The sequence below is a fragment of the Pantoea sp. R102 genome, from assembly GCF_004916815.1.
Lineage (GTDB): Bacteria > Pseudomonadota > Gammaproteobacteria > Enterobacterales > Enterobacteriaceae > Pantoea > Pantoea dispersa.
Genome location: NZ_SDFT01000079.1, coordinates 1 through 19,853, shown reverse-complemented (window position 1 = coordinate 19,853; position 19,853 = coordinate 1). Strand labels below are relative to the sequence as shown.

The following is a 19,853-nucleotide window of genomic DNA, read 5'->3' as shown; positions in this document are numbered from 1 at the left end:
AAAAGACCGCCGGCGTGCTGCTGCTGACCGCGACGCCGGAACAGCTCGGCATGGAGAGCCACTTTGCCCGCCTGCGTCTGCTGGACCCGAATCGTTTCCACGATTTCGCGCAGTTCGTGGCCGAACAGCAGCACTACCGCCCGGTGGCTGACGCCGTCAGTACGCTGCTGGCCGATCACGCCATCAGCAAAGAGGAGATGAACCTGATCAACGACCTGGTCGGCGAGCAGGACATCGAGCCGCTGCTGCAGGTGGCGAACAGCGATCGCGACGGCAAAGACGACGCGCGCAAAGAGCTGATTTCGATGCTGATGGATCGCCACGGCACCAGCCGCGTGCTGTTCCGTAACACGCGTAACGGCGTGAAGGGTTTCCCGAAACGCGAAATGCATCAGATTCGCCTGCCGCTGCCGGCGCAGTATCAGACGGCGATTAAAGTCTCCGGCATTATGGCGGCGCGCAAAACGGCGGAAGAGCGCGCGCGCGACATGCTGTATCCCGAGCAGATTTATCAGGAATTTGAAGGCGACAGCGGCACCTGGTGGAACTTCGACCCGCGCGTTGAGTGGCTGATGGGCTACCTCACCAGCAACCGTAAAGAGAAAGTGCTGGTGATTTGCGCCAAAGCGGCCACTGCGCTGCAGCTGGAGCAGGTGCTGCGCGAGCGTGAAGGCATCCGCGCCGCGGTGTTCCATGAAGGGCTATCGATTATCGAACGCGACCGCGCGGCCGCCTTCTTCGCTTCGCAGGAAGATGGCGCCCAGGTGCTGCTGTGTTCGGAGATCGGCTCGGAAGGGCGTAACTTCCAGTTCGCCAGCCGGCTGGTGATGTTCGATTTACCGTTTAACCCGGATCTGCTCGAGCAGCGTATCGGCCGTCTCGATCGTATCGGCCAGCTGCATGACATCCAGATTCTGGTGCCATGGCTGGAGAAAACCGCCCAGGCGGTGCTGCTGCGCTGGTACCACGAAGGGCTGGACGCGTTTGAGCACACCTGCCCGACCGGCCGCACCATCTACGACAGCGCCTACCCGCAGCTGATTGAGTATCTGGCCGCGCCGGACAACCCGCAGGGGCTGGACGACTTTATCGCCCAGAGCCGCAAACAGCATGATACGCTGAAGGCGCAGCTGGAGCAGGGGCGCGACCGTCTGCTGGAGCTGAACTCAAACGGCGGCGAAGCCGCGCAGGCGCTGGCCGATGCCATCGGCGAGCAGGATAACGACACCGAGCTGGTGAACTTTGCGCTCAACCTGTTTGATATCGTCGGGATCAACCAGGAAGATCGCAGCGATAACCTGATCGTCCTGACGCCGTCGGACCACATGCTGGTGCCGGATTTCCCCGGCCTGCCGGAAGATGGCTGCACCGTAACCTTTAACCGTAACCAGGCGCTGTCACGCGAAGATACCCAGTTCATTACCTGGGAACATCCGCTGATTCGCAACGGTCTCGACCTGATTCTCTCCGGCGATACCGGCAGCTGTGCGCTGTCGCTGCTGAAGAACAAGGCGCTGCCGGTGGGCACGCTGCTGGTAGAGATGATCTATGTGGTCGAAGCACAGGCGCCGAAGCACCTGCAGCTTACCCGCTTCCTGCCGCCCACGCCGGTCCGCCTGCTGATGGATCGCGCCGGAAATAACCTCGCCGGCAAGGTGGAGTTCGAAAGCTTTAACCGTCAGCTCAACGCAGTCAACCGCCATACCGGCAGCAAGCTGGTGAACGCGGTGCAGCAGGATGTGCATCACATCCTGACGCAGGCGGAAAAAGTCATCGTGCCGGAAGCGCAGGCGCTAATTGCGGCGGCCAAAGCCGAAGCCGATGAGAAGCTGAGCGCCGAGCTGTCGCGCCTTGAAGCGCTGAAAGCGGTCAACCCCAACATCCGTGATGATGAGGTTGATGCGCTGGAGAGCAACCGCGAGCAGGTGCTGGCCAGCCTCGGTGAAGCCGGCTGGCGGCTGGATGCGCTGCGTCTGATCGTTGTGACACACCAATAATCGCTGAGGCCGCGCTGAATCATGCTGATGGAACCCTACAATCCGCCGCTCGACCCCTGGCTGCATATTCTGTATCAGGACGAGCACATCATGGTGGTTAACAAGCCGAGCGGTTTGCTGTCGGTGCCTGGCCGCCTTGAGGAGCACAAGGACAGCGTGATGACGCGCATCCAGCGTGATTTTCCGCAGGCGGAGTCGGTGCACCGGCTCGATATGGCCACCAGCGGTGTGATTGTGGTGGCGCTGACCAAGGCGGCTGAGCGCGAGCTGAAGCGGCAGTTTCGCGAGCGCGAGCCCGCGAAGCAGTACGTGGCGCGCGTCTGGGGACATCCGGCAGCGGAACAGGGCATGATCGATCTGCCGCTGATTTGCGACTGGCCTAACCGGCCGAAGCAGATGGTGAGTGTGGAGCTGGGTAAGCCGGCGCAGACGGAGTATCAGGTGCTGGCGTATGACGCCGATAACAGCGCGCGGGTGCAGCTGAAGCCGATCACCGGCCGTTCCCACCAGTTGCGCGTGCATCTGCTGGCGCTGGGGCATCCGATTCTCGGCGATCGCTTCTATGCCCATCCCGAGGCGTTAGCCATGGCGCCACGCCTGCAGCTGCACGCCGAATCGCTGACCATTACCCATCCGGCGTTTGGCAACAGCATGACGTTTCGCCAGCCGGCCGATTTTTAAGGGGCCGCAGCCCCTTATTTAAAGCCCTTCTCTTTGCGAATCAGGTCGTACGCGGCCTGAATCTCCTGCGCTTTCTGCTTCGCCATCTCCATCATCTCCGGCGGCAGACCTTTCGCCACCAGCTTATCCGGATGGTGCTCGGCCATCAGCTTGCGGTAGGCGCGCTTGATGGTGGTGCTGTCGTCGCTGCTTTTCACCCCCAGCACGCTGCAGGCATCTTCCAGCGTCGGGCCACGTTTCGCCTGCTGATAAGCGCCGCCGCCGTACGAGGAACCGCCACCAAACTGCTGACCGCCCTCCATCATGCGCAGGAACTGATCGAACTGCGCGCGGGAAATCCCCAGCTCTTCCGCGATGACGTACAGCACCTGACGCTCGTTGGGATGCAGCGAACCATCAGCAAACGCCGCCTGGATTTGAATTTCCAGAAACATCCGAATCAGATCGAAACGGCCAAAGCAGGCGCTGCGCAGCTCGCGCAGTTTGTTACGTAACGGATATTCGCTCTGTTTACCTTCACGAAACGCACGCTGCGCCGCAGTACGCGCCTCGCCATGCAGCTGCATGCGATCCATAAATAAAGAGGCAATCTGGATATCCGCTTCGGTGACGCGCCCTTTTGACTTGGTCAGATGGCCCATCACCTGGAACGTGGTGCTGAAGAACAGCGTCTGACGCGCCTGATTGTTGGCGAAGTAGCCCTGTCCTTTTACGCTGCGCACTTTGTCAAACAGATGACCAATGATCAGACCCAGTACGATGCCCCAAAAGCCTGCTCCGGAAAGTAAGCCGAGAGCCAGACCAATAACTTTTCCCCAGTAGCGCATAAACTCCTCAATTCGCCATGCTTGCGGCTGAAAATTGCATTATCATACCTGTCATTTATCTCCGCGCCTAACGGCAACGCAGGCAGAGCAGGATTAACACTGGCGCAACGCCGGGCGGTACGTTAGTCTCTGTCCGGATTGTCGGCATGATGCCAGTTTTCATGGAATTATCGAAACCGCGTATGAAAAAACGTATACCTACCCTGCTGGCTACCATGATTGGTGCAGCGCTTTATAGTCAGCATGCACTGGCCGACGATCTGATGTCACAGTGTATGCTGGGCGTGCCGAGCTACAACCGTCCGCTGGTCAGTGGCGACGCGAATTCGCTGCCGGTAACCATCAACTCTGACTCAGCAAAAGGGAACTATCCGAACGACGCGGTGTTCACCGGCAATGTTGATGTGCAGCAGGGGAACAGCCGTCTGGTTGCCGACGAGATGCAGTTGCATCAGCGTCAGCAGGACGGACAAACGACGCCGGTGCGTACCGTCGATGCGCTGGGTAATGTGCACTATGACGACAACCAGGTCATCCTGAAAGGTCCGAAAGCCTGGTCCAATCTGAACACCAAAGACACCAACGTGTGGAACGGTAATTATCAGATGGTCGGCCGTCAGGGTCGCGGTGATGCTGACCAGATGAAACTGCGCGGTAATAACCGCTATACCATTCTGGAAAACGGCAGCTTTACCTCCTGTCTGCCGGGTTCCAACAGCTGGAGCGTGGTCGGTTCGGAAGTGATTCAGGACCGTGAAGAAGAAGTGGCGGAGATCTGGAATGCGCGCTTCAAACTCGGCAACGTGCCGGTGTTTTACAGCCCGTATCTGCAACTGCCGATTGGCGACCGCCGCCGCTCCGGCTTCCTGATCCCCAACGCGAAATACGGCAGCAACAACGGCTTCGAATTCATGCTGCCGTACTACTGGAACATCGCGCCTCAGGCCGATGCCATCATTACGCCGCACTACATGAGCAAGCGCGGTCTGCAGTTGCAGAACGAGTTCCGCTACCTGACGCAGTTTGGTGCCGGCCTGTTAGAGCTGGACTATCTGCCGTCTGACAATCAGTACAACAAAGACAAAGCCGCGCGACCGTCGGTGCAGAACGACAGCAACGACGACCGCTGGCTGTTCTACTGGCGTCACTCCGGCGTCTACGATCAGCACTGGCGCTTCAACGCGGACTACACCAAAGTCAGCGATCCTTATTACTTCAACGACCTGGATTCGAAGTACTACAGCTCGACTGACGGCTACGCCACGCAGAAATTCAGCGTAGGCTACGCTGACACCAACTGGGATGCGACGCTGTCCAGCAAAGACTTCCAGGTGTTTGGTAATACCAGCAGCCAGAACGTGTACCGGGCCATGCCGCAGCTGGATGTCAATCTGTACCAGAACGATATCGGGCCGTTTGACGGTCGCATCTATGCGCAGGCGGTGAAGTTCACTAACGTCAGTAACCGAATGCCGGAAGCGACACGTTTGCACATCGAGCCAACGCTCAACCTGCCGCTGTCCAACGGCTGGGCCAGCCTGGATACCGAGGCAAAGCTGCTGGCGACGCATTACCAGCAGGATAACGTTAACTACTACAACGAAAATATCGATACCACCCGCACCAATCAGCTGAAAGAGTCGGTCAACCGCACCCTGCCGCAGTTCAAGGTAGATGGTCGCCTGGTATTTGACCGCAATATGGACTGGGCCGAAGGCTACACCCAGACGCTGGAACCGCGCGTGCAGTACCTGTATATCCCGTACCGCAACCAGAGCAACATCTATCCGTACGACTCCACGCTGCTGCAGACCGACTACACCGGCCTGTTCCGCGATCGCACCTACAGCGGCCTCGATCGTATCGCTTCGTCTAACGAAGTGGCGACCGGCGTGACCACGCGTATTTATGATAACGATCTGGTTGAACGTTTTAACGTTTCCGTGGGTCAAATCTACTCGTTTACCCCGTCTCGTACCGGCGTAAACCAGACGAATAAAGAAGATGATACCGGTAGCCTGGTGTGGGCGGGTGATACTTACTGGAAAGTCAGCGATCGCTGGGGCGTGCGCGGTGGCTTGCAATACGATACGCGGCTGGACAACGTTTCCCAGGGCAATGCCATTGTGGAATACCGTCGTGATGCCGACCGTATGGTGCAGCTGAGCTACCGCTACAGCAGCCCGGAGTATGTGGCGCAGGCGTTGAATAACCCCAGCTATGTCACTAATCCGATCTACAAAAATGGTATCTCGCAGGTGGGCGCCACGGCCAGCTGGCCGATTGCCGATGCCTGGTCGCTGGTGGGGGGTTACTACTATGACACCCGCAACAGCCGTCCGGCCGAGCAGTTAGTCGGTCTGCAGTACAGCTCCTGCTGCTACGCCATTCGTCTGGGTTACGAACGCAAGATCAACGGTTGGGAAAACAACGACAGCAAGTATGACAACCAAATCTCATTCAACATTGAGCTGCGTGGTCTGAGTTCTAACTATGGCTTAGGCACCAATGAAATGCTGCGTCAGGGCATCATCCCTTATCAGCGCGCTTTCTGATGTTGTGATATTTGACAGGCTATCCCGCAGTGCGGAAACAACAATGGATAAAGTATGAAGAACTGGAGAATGCTGATTCTTGGTGTGGCGATCACCGCTAACACTGCGTTCGCAGCCCCACAGATGGTCGATAAAGTTGCCGCAGTCGTGAACAACGGCGTGGTGCTGGAAAGTGACGTAGACAACATGCTGCGCACGGTGAAGTCACAGGCGCAGCAGGCTGGTCAGCAGCTGCCGGATGACAAAACCCTGCGTCATCAGATCCTTGAACGCCAGGTCATGGACGCCATCATTCTGCAGATGGGCGAAAAAGCCGGTCTGCAGGTGAGCGATCAGCAACTGGATCAGGCGATCCAGAACATCGCCGCGCAGAATCGCATGAGCGTTGATCAGCTGCGCAGCCGTCTGGCCTATGACGGGATGAACTACAACGATTATCGCGCACAGATCCGCAAAGAGATGCTGATCTCTGAAGTGCGTAACAATGAAGTGCGCCGTCGCGTCACCATTCTGCCGCAGGAAGTGGATACGCTGGCTAAGCAGATTGGCTCGCAGAATACCCAGGGCACCGAACTTAACATCAGTCAGATTCTGCTGCCGCTGCCGGAAAATCCCACTCAGCAGCAGGTTGATGACCAGGAAGCGCTGGCGCGTCAGCTGGTGGGCGAACTGAAAGGCGGTGCCGATTTCGGTAAACTGGCCGTGACCTACTCTGCCGATCCGCAGGCGCTGAAAGGCGGCAACATGGGCTGGGGCAAAATTGAAGAGCTGCCAACGCTGTTCTCGCAGGCGCTGAGCAGCGCGAAGAAAGGCGACATCGTCGGCCCAATCCGCTCCGGCGTTGGCTTCCATATCCTGAAAGTGAACGACCTGCGCGGTGAGAGCAAAAACATCTCGGTTACCGAGGTGCATGCCCGCCACATTCTGCTGAAGCCGTCACCGATCCTTACCGACGATCAGGCACGTCAGAAGATTGAACAGATCGCCGCAGACATCAAGAGTGGCAAAACCACCTTCGCCGCTGCCGCGAAACAGTTCTCCGACGATCCGGGTTCCGCGAACCAGGGCGGCGACCTCGGCTGGGCGTCACCGGAAATCTACGATCCGGCGTTCCGTGATGCGCTGCTGAAGCTGCAGAAAGGCCAGGTCAGTGCGCCGGTGCACTCCTCCTTCGGCTGGCACCTGATTCAGCTGCTGGATACCCGCCAGGTGGATAAAACCGATGCCGCGCAGAAAGAGCGCGCGTACCGTCTGCTGTTCAACCGTAAGTTTGCCGAAGAAGCGCAAACCTGGATGCAGGAACAGCGCGCCAGTGCTTACGTGAAGATTCTGGATGGCAATGGTCAGTAATTATCGTGTGGCGATCACGCCCGGCGAACCCGCCGGGATTGGTCCCGATCTCGCCGTTGCGCTGGCTCAGCGTGACTGGCCGGTTGAGCTGGTGGTGTGCGCAGATGGCGACGTGCTGCGCCAGCGCGCGGCTCAACTGGGTTTGCCGCTGACGCTGCGTGACTATCAGCCCGGCGTGGCACCGCAGCCGCAGCAGGCCGGTACGCTGACGCTGCTGCCCATCGCGACGGCGCAGCCGGTGACTGCCGGCGAACTGACGGTCGCCAACGGTCATTACGTACTGGAGACGCTGGCCCGCGCCTGCGACGGCTGCCTCAGCGGCGAGTTTGCCGCGCTGGTGACCGGTCCGGTACACAAAGGCGTGATCAATGACGCCGGCATCCCCTTCACCGGCCACACCGAGTTCTTTGCTGAGCGCGCCGGTGGCGATCGCGTGGTGATGATGCTGGCGACCGAAGCGTTGCGCGTGGCGCTGGCCACCACGCATCTGCCGCTGAAAGATGTCGCGGACGCCATCACCCGTGACAGCCTGCATGAAGTGATCACCATTCTGCATCAGGATTTGCAGCGTAAGTTTGGCATTCCGCAGCCGCATATTTTTGTCTGCGGCCTCAACCCGCATGCTGGCGAAAGCGGTCATATGGGCCGTGAAGAGATCGATACCATCATCCCGGCGCTCGACGAACTGCGCCAGCAGGGCCTGCAGCTCACCGGTCCGTTACCGGCCGATACGCTGTTTCAGCCGAAATATCTGCAGCACGCTGATGCGGTGCTGGCGATGTATCACGACCAGGGCCTGCCGGTGCTAAAATTTCAGGGATTTGGTCGCGCGGTGAATATCACCCTCGGCCTGCCATTTATCCGTACATCTGTTGACCACGGCACCGCGCTGGAACTCGCCGGTCTGGGCAGCGCAGAGCCGGGCAGCTTTATTACGGCGCTTAACCTCGCCATCACTATGATCAAGAGCAGTAATGAATAATCGCGTCCATCAGGGGCACTACGCCCGTAAACGTTTCGGGCAGAACTTCCTGAACGATCAGTACATTATCGACAGCATCGTCTCCGCTATTCATCCGCAAAAGGGTGAAGCCATGGTGGAGATTGGCCCAGGGCTGGGTGCGTTAACCGAGCCGGTGGGCGAGCGTCTTGATGCGCTGACTGTCGTCGAGCTGGACCGCGACCTTGCCGCGCGTTTGCAGACGCACCCGTTCCTCGGTCCTAAGCTGACAATTTATCAGCAGGATGCGATGACCTTCGACTTCTCTGCGCTGTCAAAGGAGCAGGGTCAGCCGTTGCGCGTGTTTGGCAACCTGCCGTACAACATCTCGACGCCGCTGATGTTCCACCTTTTCAGCTATACTGGTTCGATTAAAGATATGCACTTCATGCTGCAGAAAGAGGTGGTTAACCGTCTGGTAGCCGGCCCGGGCAGCAAAGCTTACGGGCGTCTCAGCGTGATGGCGCAATATTATTGTCAGGTGATTCCGGTGCTGGAAGTGCCACCACAATCGTTCACCCCGCCACCGAAAGTGGATTCGGCGGTAGTGCGTCTGGTGCCCTTTACCCAGCCACCGTATCCGGTCAGCGATGTGCGTTTACTGAGCCGTATCACCACCGAAGCGTTTGGTCAGCGACGCAAAACCCTGCGTAACAGCCTGGGACACCTGTTCACGGCCGGTGCGCTGGATGAACTCAACATCGACGCCTCGCTGCGGGCAGAAAATGTCACCGTGGCGCAGTATTGCCAGCTGGCAAACTGGCTGGGCAATCATCAGGCTGAATCTGCGGAGAACTGAGTGCATGAGTGAACTGGCCCGCGTTTGTGTTCAGGTACTGAGTCAGTATGTGGAATCGCAATCCTCTCCCGATGAGGATCGCTACGTGTTCGCCTACACCATCACTATTCGTAATCTCGGGCGCAACAGCGTGCAGCTGCGCAGTCGCTACTGGCTGATCACTAATGGCAACGGGCGCGAGACCGAAGTGCAGGGTGAAGGCGTGGTCGGTGAGCAGCCGCATATCGCGCCCGGCAATGAGTTTCAGTACACCAGCGGTGCGGTTCTGGAAACGCCGATGGGCACCATGCAGGGACACTATGTGATGATCGACGAAGAGGGCGAGACCTTCCACGTGGAGATTCCGGTGTTCCGCCTCGCGGTGCAAACCCACATTCACTAATTCCTCCTCCGCCCGGCCCGTCCGGGCGGCGCGTTTTCATCGGACTGACTTAATGAGTACATACCTGATTGGCGATATTCACGGCTGTTATGACGAATTACGTGCGCTGCTGGCGCAGGTCAATTTTGATGCGCAACAGGACGAGCTATGGCTGACCGGCGACCTGGTGGCGCGCGGTCCGGGTTCGCTTGAGGTACTGCGCTACGTCAGGTCGCTCGGAGACTGTGTGCGCATGGTGCTGGGCAACCATGACCTGCATTTGCTGGCAGTGTATGCCGGTATCAGCCGTAACAAGCCCAAGGATCGCCTGACGCCCCTGCTGGAAGCGGACGATGCCGACGAGCTGATTAACTGGCTGCGGCGCCAGCCGCTGCTGCAGGTGGATGAAGAGAAAAAGCTGCTGATGGCGCATGCTGGCATTACGCCGCAGTGGGATCTGGAGACGGCACAGCAGTGCGCGCGCGAAGTTGAGGCGGTCTTATCCAGCGACAGCTATCCGCTGTTTCTCGATGCCATGTATGGCGACATGCCGAACAACTGGACACCGGAACTGAGCGGACTGGCGCGCCTGCGTTTCAGCACCAATGCGCTGACGCGCATGCGCTTCTGTTTCCCCAATGGTCAGCTCGATATGATCTGCAAAGAGGCACCCGCCTCAGCGCCGCCGCCGCTGAAACCGTGGTTCCAGGTGCCCGGCAAAATCAGCAGCGATTATACGCAAATCTTTGGTCACTGGGCTTCGCTGGAAGGAAAAGGCACGCCAGAGCATGTGATCGGGCTCGACACCGGCTGCTGCTGGGGCGGAACGCTGACCCTGCTGCACTGGGAGAGCGGCCAGTATTACACCCAGGTCTCGAACCGTGACCAGGCCATGGCGGAAAGCGCGGTGAATGCGCCCTCCCCCCTGAGCGATATGCAGTAAACAAAAAGCCCCGCGACGTTAGCGGGGCTTTTTTTCGGTCGCCATAAATGGCGACCCTACAGCGACAATCTGTACCGAGGCAGCCATCAGCCTGATATCGCACGGGTTTATCGCGTCATAAACAGCAATTGATCCCTGTCTTTACAGGCTGCGCATTCATACGCAACTGGCCACAATCAACGGCGGCGATCCAGAATCTCAAAGCAGTAACTGTGCGAATTCTGCGCATCGGCATCGTGGAACTCACTGAACGTCGACTGCCACTCGTCCGGCTCGTAATCCGGGAACTGGGTGTCGCCTTCCACTTCCGCATCGATATGCGTCAGATAGAGACGATCGGCGCGCGCCAGCATCTGCGCATAAATCCGGCCACCGCCAATCACCATGATCTCTTCTGCCTCACCCGCTGCGGCAATCGCTTCTTCCGGCGACGTCACCCAGGTCACGCCGTCATGGTTGCCGGGCTGGCTGCTGACCACAATATTCAGGCGTCCCGGTAACGGGCGACCAATCGATTCAAAGGTCAGACGGCCCATAATCACCGGTTTGTTCAGCGTGTTGCGCTTGAACCACGCGAGGTCGGCAGGCAGGTGCCATGGCATGGCGTTTTCCATGCCAATAATACGATCTGCTGCCAGTGCCGCGATCAAACTAATCATGTTAAAAGACCTACAGGAAAAAAATTGGCGCAATGATACGTAAAGGTGAAACTTTCGTCGATAGGACGACCGTGCTATTTACGTAAAGCCCGCTTGGCTCGGCGTTTTGTCTGAGCGACAGAGTTTTACTCCGGCTTTGCGGCCGTTAGCGGAAAGAGCCGCCAGAATTCGCGGTGAAGGCGCTACAACTCAGGGTGATGCTCCGCGCTGACCGCGCGCTGTGTAAAGAAAAGCGCACTGTGTCCGCCCCAAAAAAACGGCTCCCGCAGGAGCCGTTGATTTACGCATCAGAAATCGTAGCGCAGGCGCACCAGATTAACGTTACCCAGTGATTTATCGGTACTGGAGGTGATCACGTACTCGTAGTCGACGCGGAAACCGTAGTCGAGCTGCGCGCTGACGCCCACGCCGTTATCGATACGCTTGTAGTTACGTCCATTGACGAACTCCAGGCGATCGCCCATGAAGTACGGCTGGATGCTCTTCACAGCATACTGGCCGATCGGGAATTTATAACCGGCGAAGTATTCAACGCCCCACGCATCATCCGCGAAGTAGTTGTTAACGGTGTTGAGTTTGGTTGGCGAGAAGTTCTGATACCAGCCTGCACCGGCGGACAGCGTCCAGTTGTCCGGCGTCCAGCTCAGCGCGGTGCCGTAGATATTCTGGTCGTAACGCTTGCTGTCACCATTGCCCGGATTGCGGATATCCGCGCGGGTGTAGTTCCACGCGGTGCCCCACGCCAGATCTTTGGTGATGTGATAGTTCACACCCAGCGAACCGCCGCCCTTACGCTTGTAGCGCAGGCCGTTGCCCGGCAGATAGTCGTCATCTTCAAACAGATAAGCGGCATAGACATCCGCATCGCCAAAGGTGTTTTTATACTTCAGCATCTTGCGCGAGCGGTAAGATCCGTCGTAGTCACCATTAATGCCGTTACCCGGTGCCTGGGCCAGCATATCGTAGTCCCAGATATCGGTTTTAGCGCCGACGACATCGTAATAAACGCTGTTCTGCTGGCCAAAATAGAGCTCGCCCAGCGATGCGCTTTTGAAACCGGTATACAGCTGGCGACGCGTGGTGTTATGGGCGCCGTCCGCATAGTGGTTATCCCAGCCCCACCAGGCCGGGAAGTTAACGCCCAGCTCGTAGTAACCCACCCAGCTGACATCGTCAAACAGGTAGTAGTTGGCGCTGAAGCGGAAACGTGAACCGCCGTCGTAGCCGTTACGCTTATACGATTTATCGTTAACCCCGTTCTGATGCAGATACTGCGGACGAATACTGCCGCCCACTTTGAAATCAAGACGGCTAAGCGGATCGCCGGCCTGCGGATCCTGCTTCAGCAGGGTGATTTCCGCCTGACTGGCGAGAGGTGCAGCAACAAGTAACGCAGCCACTGCGCTGAGAGTGAAAGCACGCATTTTCATTTTTATATCCCGTAAAGGTGAGCGCTCTATGATTGAGCAGCGGAATAGTACGGTGCGCTTAGCGGGGAGGTATTTATAATTTTGTGCGGATACGCCTGAATGTAACTGGTTTCGCATCAACTGATAAAAATTATGTCAAATCAATAGATTTGTAACGTATAACCTTATGCAGCACAGGCAAAACAGGCAAAAAAAAACGGCCCGCGCGGGGCCGTTTAGTCACAGAGCAGGCGGTTTAGCCTTTAATCTGCGCGTGCATTTCCTGCACCGAAATCACTTTTTCAGTCGGCTCCGCATTCAGCGCCATCGCGGTAGCAAAACCACCGTTCAGCGTGGTGTCGTAATGCACTTTGTACTGCAGTGCGCTGCGGCGAATCAGTTTCGAATCCTCAATCGCCTGGCGTCCTGCGGTGGTATTGACGATGTAGGTGTACTCACCGTTCTTCAGGCGATCCTGAATGTGCGGACGCCCTTCGTGCACCTTGTTCACCAGGCGCGGATTGATGCCGGCTTCACCCAGCACCACGGCGGTACCGTGCGTCGCATCCAGCTCGAAGCCAAATTTCTGCAGCTTCGCGGCCAGGTCAACAATACGTTTCTTGTCGCCTTCACGCACCGACAGCAACGCACGTCCCTGCTTCTTCATATTGCTCTGCGCGCCCAGCATAGCTTTGCTGAATGCTTCCGCGAAGGTGCGGCCCACGCCCATCACTTCACCGGTCGAACGCATTTCCGGACCAAGAATCGGGTCCACGCCCGGGAATTTGTTGAACGGCAGCACCACTTCTTTCACCGAGTAATACGGCGGAATCACCTCTTCGGTCACGCCCTGTTCAGCCAGGGTTTTGCCAGCCATCACACGCGCAGCCACTTTTGCCAGCGGCACGCCGGTGGCTTTGGAGACAAACGGCACGGTACGCGCGGCACGTGGGTTCACCTCAATCAGGTAAACTTCGTTGTCCTTGACCGCAAACTGCACGTTCATCAGGCCACGTACGTTGAGTTCGAACGCCAGCTTTTCCACCTGCTGGCGCATCACGTTCTGAATCTCAGTGCTCAGGGTGTACGCCGGCAGCGAACAGGCCGAGTCACCGGAGTGCACGCCCGCCTGCTCGATATGTTCCATGATGCCGCCAATCAGCACGCGTTCGCCGTCGCAAATCGCATCGACGTCCACTTCCACCGCGTCATCGAGGAAGCGATCCAGCAGCACTGGCGCATCGTTGGACACGGACACCGCAGTCTGGAAGTAGCGCTTAAGATCCACTTCGTCATAGACGATTTCCATCGCCCGGCCGCCCAGCACATAAGAAGGACGCACCACCAGCGGATAGCCAATCCCTGCGGCTTTCTCTACCGCCTGTTCCAGCGTCGCCACCGTGGCGTTAGCCGGCTGTTTCAGCTTCAGGCGATCCACCGCCTGCTGGAAACGCTCACGGTCTTCCGCGCGGTCAATGGCATCCGGGCTGGTACCAATCACCGGTACGCCAGCCGCTTCCAGCGCGCGCGCCAGCTTCAGCGGCGTCTGGCCACCGTACTGCACGATAACGCCTTTTGGCTGCTCGATGCGCACGATCTCCAGCACGTCTTCCAGCGTTAACGGCTCGAAGTAGAGACGGTCTGAGGTGTCGTAATCGGTTGACACGGTTTCCGGGTTACAGTTGACCATAATGGTTTCGTAACCGTCTTCACGCAGCGCCAGCGCTGCATGCACGCAGCAGTAATCGAACTCAATGCCCTGACCGATACGGTTTGGCCCGCCGCCCAGAATCATGATTTTGTCGCGATCCTGATTAGGATTGGCTTCGCACTCTTCTTCATAGGTGGAGTACATGTAGGCGGTGTCCGTGGCGAACTCTGCCGCACAGGTATCCACGCGCTTGTAAACCGGATGCAGGTTGAACTGATGACGCAGCTTGCGGATTTCACTCTCCGCCACGCCCGCCAGCGTTGCCAGACGCACATCGGCAAAGCCTTTACGCTTCAGCGCACGCAGGAAATCCGCGCTCAGCGAGTTGACACCTTCGCGCGCCACCTGCTCTTCCAGGCGCACCAGCTCTTCAATCTGCACCAGGAACCAGCGGTCAACGTTGGTCAGGTTGAACACGCCGTCGACCGACATGCCGGCACGGAACGCATCAGCGATATACCAGATGCGGTCAGAACCGGCATCTTTCAGCTCGCGGCGGATACGGGTCAGGGCTTCGCCATCATCCAGATCCACTTTCGGGTCGAAGCCGCTGGCGCCCACTTCCAGACCGCGCAGCGCTTTCTGCATCGACTCCTGGAACGTGCGGCCAATCGCCATCACTTCACCGACTGATTTCATCTGCGTGGTCAGACGGTCATTGGCACCGGCAAACTTCTCGAAGTTGAAGCGGGGAATCTTGGTGACGACGTAGTCGATGGACGGCTCGAACGAGGCCGGCGTACGGCCACCGGTGATGTCGTTCATCAGTTCATCGAGAGTAAAGCCCACCGCCAGCTTGGCCGCGACTTTGGCAATCGGGAAGCCGGTCGCTTTCGAGGCCAGCGCTGAAGAACGCGACACGCGCGGGTTCATCTCAATGACGATCAGGCGGCCATCTTTCGGGTTCACCGAGAACTGGACGTTGGAACCGCCGGTTTCGACACCGATTTCACGCAGTACCGCCAGCGAGGCGTTACGCATGATTTGATACTCTTTGTCCGTCAGCGTTTGGGCTGGCGCCACGGTGATGGAGTCACCGGTGTGAATCCCCATGGCGTCAAAGTTTTCGATCGAGCAGACGATGATGCAGTTGTCGTTTTTATCACGCACCACTTCCATCTCGTACTCTTTCCAGCCAATCAGCGACTCATCAATCAGCAGCTCATTGGTTGGCGACAGATCGAGGCCGCGCTCGCAAATCTCTTCAAACTCTTCGCGGTTGTAAGCGATACCGCCACCGGTGCCGCCCATGGTAAATGACGGACGAATGATGCACGGGAAACCGACCTCTTCCGCTACCGCCAGCGCTTCTTCCATGGTGTGCGCGATACCGGAACGTGCGGTATCCAGGCCGATGCTCTTCATCGCCACGTCGAAGCGGCGACGGTCTTCGGCTTTATCAATCGCATCGGCGGTGGCACCAATCATGGTCACGCCAAACTCGGCCAGCACGCCCTGACGCTCCAGCTCCAGCGCACAGTTCAGCGCGGTCTGGCCACCCATGGTCGGCAGCACCGCATCCGGGCGCTCTTTTTCAATGATTTTACGCACAACTTCCCAGTGGATAGGCTCGATGTAGGTCGCATCCGCCATTTCCGGGTCAGTCATGATGGTGGCCGGGTTGGAGTTCACCAGAATGACGCGGTAACCCTCTTCACGCAGCGCTTTACACGCCTGCGCACCTGAATAGTCGAATTCACATGCCTGGCCAATCACAATCGGGCCAGCGCCAAGGATCAGGATAGATTTTATGTCAGTACGTTTTGGCATCGTGGGCTCCTGATTACTTCGCGTTAGAACGGTAAGCTTCGATCAGTTCGATAAAGTGATCGAACAGCGGCGCCGCATCGTGCGGGCCTGGGCTGGCTTCCGGATGTCCCTGGAAGCTGAACGCCGGTTTGTCGGTGCGGTGAATGCCCTGTACGGTCTGGTCAAACAGGGAAACATGGGTCACACGCAGGTTAGCCGGCAGGTTGGTTTCATCGACGGCAAAACCGTGGTTCTGCGCGGTGATCATCACGGTGTTGTTATCGAGATCTTTCACCGGATGGTTGCCACCGTGATGGCCAAGCTTCATCTTCACGGTTTTCGCACCGCTGGCCAGCGCCAGCAGCTGATGGCCAAGGCAGATACCAAACACCGGAATGTCGGTCTTCAGGAAAGCCTGAATCGCACTGATGGCGTAGTCGCACGGCTCCGGGTCGCCAGGGCCATTCGACAGGAAAATCCCGTCCGGATTCAGCGCCAGCACTTCATCAGCCGGCGTTTGCGCCGGGACAACCGTCAGGCGACAGCCGCGATCCACCAGCATGCGCAGGATGTTGCGCTTGGCGCCGTAGTCATAAGCCACCACGTGGAACGGCAGCGCGTCAGCGCTTTGCTGCTCGGGCAGGCCGCCTTTCAGCGCCCAGCTCCCCTGCTGCCATGCGTAGGTTTCCGCCGTAGTCACTTCTTTCGCCAGGTCCATGCCTTTCAGGCCCGGAAACGCCTGGGCTTTCTGCAGCGCCAGCGCCGCATCCGGGCTGTCGCCGGCGATGATGCAGCCGTTCAGCGCCCCTTTCTCACGCAGCAGGCGCGTCAGTTTGCGCGTATCGATATCGGCGATACCGACAATATTGTTGCGCTGCAGATAGGCTGACAGGCTCTCTTCGCTGCGGAAGTTGCTGGTAATCAGCGGCAGATCGCGGATGACGAGGCCCTGAGCATGGATTTGACTGGATTCTTCATCGGCGGCATTGGCACCAACGTTGCCGATATGAGGATAAGTGAGGGTGACGATCTGGCGGGAATAGGAAGGATCAGTGAGGATTTCTTGATAACCGGTCATTGACGTATTGAAAACGACCTCCCCCACTGCCGATCCCGTTGCCCCGATGGCCCGACCGTGGAATTGGGTTCCGTCTTCCAGAACCAAGAGCGCTGACTTAATCAAAACATCCTCCAGGGAATAAACAGTCACAATATCTGCATATTAATTCAAAATGATGCGCTGAATCAATGCAAAAACCGCCTGACCGCTCGATTTTTGGCAAATTGCGCGCATTCTAATGATCGACCTGGTGATTGTCTACCCTGAGCGGTTATTTTTTTGTATATTTCGGGCTACTGAATGTTAAAAGTGAAGCAAGGCGACAAAATAGTGAGAGATCTCCGATAAATAATCGGTTGCCTGACGCAATTAATGGCAAAACACCGGCTGACCGCGTAAATTTTTGACCAAACGGTCAAAAAAAGCCAATCAACATGAAAAAACGTGCAGATAAATCACAAAAATAACCATCATAAACAAAAATCACTTTAAGATTGTCATTTTACAGACAAAATAAAGGGCAATGAAAACATTGCCCTGTTCAATCAATATCTTACCGATTGAAATAACCACATCACGATGGTTCACAACACTCACAACATCGATAAATCCAGCACATCACGCATATCATAAAGGCCAGATTTCTTGTCTTTTAACCATGCAGCAGCCTTAACGGCTCCGTTAGCGAAGGTCATGCGGCTGGAAGCCTTGTGCGTAATCTCTACACGCTCGCCGATATCCGCAAACATCGCGGTGTGCTCACCGACAATATCGCCCGCGCGCACGGTGGCAAATCCGATGGTTTGCGCCTTGCGCTCGCCGGTATGGCCTTCGCGCGCGTAAACCGCGTGCTCATCCAGCTTCCAGTGCATGGCGTCGGCAATCGCCTCTCCCATCGCCAGCGCCGTGCCTGATGGCGCATCCACTTTGTGGCGGTGATGCGCTTCCACAATCTCAATATCCGCATAGTCGCCCATCACTTTTGCCGCCTGCTGTAACAGGTTAAGCACCAGATTGACGCCTACGCTGAAGTTAGCGGCAAACACGATGCCAATCTCTTCAGCTGCTTCACGGATGGCTGCCTTACCGGCTTCATCAAAACCGGTGGTGCCAATCACCATCGCTTTTTGATGCTGACGGCAGAACGCCAGATATTCCAGCGTGCCTTCCGGACGGGTGAAATCGATCAGCACATCGAAATCATTCACCACCTGCCGCAGATCGTCGGTCACCCGTACGCCGGTTTTGCCGATTCCCGCCAGTTCACCGGCATCCGCCCCCAGCAGCGAGGAACCGCTGCGCGCCAGCGCCGCGCCTAACACCACGCCTTCCGCCTGCTGTGCGGCCTGAATCAGATTGCGTCCCATGCGACCCGGCGCACCAACAATAGCAATGCGGATTTCACTCATATTTATTCATTCCTGATACAAAACTATGCATGCAAAGCGTAAACAGGTTAACGGTCAGATAACAGTCACGCCACAATAATAACGGGATAATAAGAATTTTAGGCCAGCCGCGATAGATTATCAGTAAAAGCAATCCCGCCCGCTGGAAGTCACGGCTGAGGTGACAAAGGATAAAGAAAAGGCCGAACATTGTCGGCCTGTTTCTGTCAGCAAATTGAAGTGCTTACTGCACGTTGCGTACGTCGACGCGCAGCTCTTTCGGCACTTCAAACACGATATTCTCTTCACGGCCAATCAGCTCAATTGCCGCTTCGCCGCCCAGCTCACGCAGGCGCTGAATCACCTGCTGCACCAGAATATCCGGAGCCGAAGCGCCGGCGGTAACGCCGATACACTGCACGCCTTTGACCCACTCTTCCTGAATATCATCCGCAGAATCAATAAGCTTCGCCAGCTTGCCGGCACGCTGCGCCAGTTCCGCCAGACGATTCGAGTTGGAGGAGTTTTTCGAGCCGACCACCAGAACCACCTCCGCATCCTGCGCCAGCACACGCACGGCTTCCTGGCGGTTGGTGGTGGCATAGCAGATATCATCCTTACGCGGTCCGATGATTGCCGGGAAGCGCTGACGCAGCGCATCGATCACGTCCGAGGTATCATCCACCGACAGCGTGGTCTGCGTCATAAAGCACAGGTTGTTTTCATCTTTTACCTGCAGCTTAAACACATCCTCTGGCGACTCCACCAGATACATACCGCCGTTCGGGTTGCTGTACTGACCCATGGTGCCTTCCACTTCCGGATGGCCGGCGTGGCCGATGAGGATCGCTTCCACGCCTTTACGGCTGGCACGCGCCACTTCCATATGCACCTTGGTCACCAGCGGACAGGTGGCGTCAAACAGCATGGTGAGGCTGCGCGCTTTCGCTTCGGCGCGTACCGCCTGGGAAACGCCGTGTGCCGAGAAAATCAGGATGGCGTTGTCCGGAACTTCACTGATCTCTTCAATGAAGATCGCACCGCGCTCGCGCAGACTGCTGACCACGTAGCGGTTATGCACCACTTCATGGCGCACGTAAATTGGCGCGCCATACATCTCCAGCGCCCGCTCGACAATGCTGATAGCGCGGTCGACGCCTGCACAGAAACCGCGTGGGTTAGCTAACAGGATTTGCATCGCTGGCCTCCAGCACCGGATCGATCTCCAGCACTTCAATCTCAAATTTAATGCGCTGACCCGCCAGCGGATGGTTGAAATCGACGGTAATCGAGTCACCGGAAATTTCACGAATCACGCCCGGCATCTCGCTGCCGCCCATGCCGCTGAACAGCATGATGGCACC

At 57.4% G+C, this 19,853-nt stretch carries 15 protein-coding genes and 1 pseudogene; 8 read left to right on the top strand and 8 right to left on the bottom strand.

Annotated features, from left to right (window positions below; translation table 11 throughout):
* Both rapA and rluA read left to right on the top strand, forming a co-directional pair.
* On the top strand, positions 1-1,997 hold a 1,997-nt coding region (gene rapA, locus ERD80_RS09745), incomplete at its 5' end, for an RNA polymerase-associated protein RapA (protein WP_136546710.1).
* Positions 1,998-2,018: 21 nt separating this feature from the next.
* Complete coding sequence (gene rluA, locus ERD80_RS09740) at positions 2,019-2,678, top strand: bifunctional tRNA pseudouridine(32) synthase/23S rRNA pseudouridine(746) synthase RluA (protein ID WP_021507583.1); 660 nt, start codon at positions 2,019-2,021, stop codon at positions 2,676-2,678.
* Positions 2,679-2,692: 14 nt separating this feature from the next.
* On the opposite strand, the gene djlA is transcribed toward rluA, so the two are convergent.
* Entirely contained in the window at positions 2,693-3,505 is an 813-nt protein-coding gene (gene djlA, locus ERD80_RS09735) for a co-chaperone DjlA (protein WP_021312869.1), read from the bottom strand.
* A gap of 182 nt (positions 3,506-3,687) precedes the next feature.
* Here djlA and lptD point away from each other — a divergent pair, with 182 nt between their 5' ends.
* From lptD to apaH, 6 genes are read left to right on the top strand one after another with little or no spacing between them, the layout of a single operon-like run.
* Positions 3,688-6,060, top strand: a complete 2,373-nt coding sequence (gene lptD, locus ERD80_RS09730; protein ID WP_248295848.1) for an LPS assembly protein LptD — start codon at positions 3,688-3,690, stop codon at positions 6,058-6,060.
* Positions 6,061-6,114: 54 nt separating this feature from the next.
* Positions 6,115-7,410, top strand: coding sequence for a peptidylprolyl isomerase SurA (gene surA / locus ERD80_RS09725; protein ID WP_031279707.1), 1,296 nt, complete (start codon positions 6,115-6,117; stop codon positions 7,408-7,410).
* The gene (pdxA, locus tag ERD80_RS09720; protein ID WP_059010320.1) at positions 7,400-8,392 is read left to right on the top strand and encodes a 4-hydroxythreonine-4-phosphate dehydrogenase PdxA; all 993 of its coding nucleotides are present in this window, start codon (positions 7,400-7,402) and stop codon (positions 8,390-8,392) included. The genes surA and pdxA overlap by 11 nt, the downstream gene beginning before the upstream one ends.
* Positions 8,385-9,209: a 16S rRNA (adenine(1518)-N(6)/adenine(1519)-N(6))-dimethyltransferase RsmA gene (gene rsmA, locus ERD80_RS09715; protein WP_021507587.1), complete on the top strand. Its 825-nt coding sequence runs from the start codon at positions 8,385-8,387 to the stop codon at positions 9,207-9,209. Before pdxA ends, rsmA begins: the two co-directional genes overlap by 8 nt.
* Positions 9,210-9,213: 4 nt before the next feature.
* Entirely contained in the window at positions 9,214-9,591 is a 378-nt protein-coding gene (gene apaG / locus ERD80_RS09710) for a Co2+/Mg2+ efflux protein ApaG (RefSeq protein WP_021507588.1), read from the top strand.
* Positions 9,592-9,643: 52 nt separating this feature from the next.
* The gene (apaH, locus tag ERD80_RS09705; RefSeq protein ID WP_058759644.1) at positions 9,644-10,513 is read left to right on the top strand and encodes a bis(5'-nucleosyl)-tetraphosphatase (symmetrical) ApaH; all 870 of its coding nucleotides are present in this window, start codon (positions 9,644-9,646) and stop codon (positions 10,511-10,513) included.
* A 176-nt stretch (positions 10,514-10,689) separates the two neighbouring features.
* Here apaH and folA read toward each other — a convergent pair whose 3' ends face one another.
* From folA to ERD80_RS09670, 7 genes and pseudogenes are all read right to left on the bottom strand, one after another.
* A complete protein-coding gene (gene folA / locus ERD80_RS09700; RefSeq protein ID WP_031279709.1) occupies positions 10,690-11,172 on the bottom strand; it encodes a type 3 dihydrofolate reductase in 483 nt (160 codons plus the stop codon).
* A 287-nt stretch (positions 11,173-11,459) separates the two neighbouring features.
* Positions 11,460-12,608: an autotransporter domain-containing protein gene (locus ERD80_RS09695; protein ID WP_193752256.1), complete on the bottom strand. Its 1,149-nt coding sequence runs from the start codon at positions 12,606-12,608 to the stop codon at positions 11,460-11,462.
* Between the two features lie 229 nt (positions 12,609-12,837).
* Entirely contained in the window at positions 12,838-16,062 is a 3,225-nt protein-coding gene (gene carB, locus ERD80_RS09690) for a carbamoyl-phosphate synthase large subunit (RefSeq protein ID WP_136546707.1), read from the bottom strand.
* Positions 16,063-16,075: 13 nt separating this feature from the next.
* Complete coding sequence (carA, locus tag ERD80_RS09685) at positions 16,076-17,224, bottom strand: glutamine-hydrolyzing carbamoyl-phosphate synthase small subunit (RefSeq protein ID WP_031279710.1); 1,149 nt, start codon at positions 17,222-17,224, stop codon at positions 16,076-16,078.
* Positions 17,225-17,694: 470 nt separating this feature from the next.
* On the bottom strand, positions 17,695-18,510 hold the full coding sequence (gene dapB / locus ERD80_RS09680) for a 4-hydroxy-tetrahydrodipicolinate reductase (RefSeq protein WP_021507594.1): 816 nt from the start codon (positions 18,508-18,510) through the stop codon (positions 17,695-17,697).
* Positions 18,511-18,733: 223 nt separating this feature from the next.
* Positions 18,734-19,687: a 4-hydroxy-3-methylbut-2-enyl diphosphate reductase gene (ispH, locus tag ERD80_RS09675; RefSeq protein ID WP_021507596.1), complete on the bottom strand. Its 954-nt coding sequence runs from the start codon at positions 19,685-19,687 to the stop codon at positions 18,734-18,736.
* Positions 19,668-19,853, bottom strand: a pseudogene (locus tag ERD80_RS09670) (peptidylprolyl isomerase); the annotation flags it as partial. The gene ispH and the pseudogene ERD80_RS09670, both read right to left, overlap by 20 nt.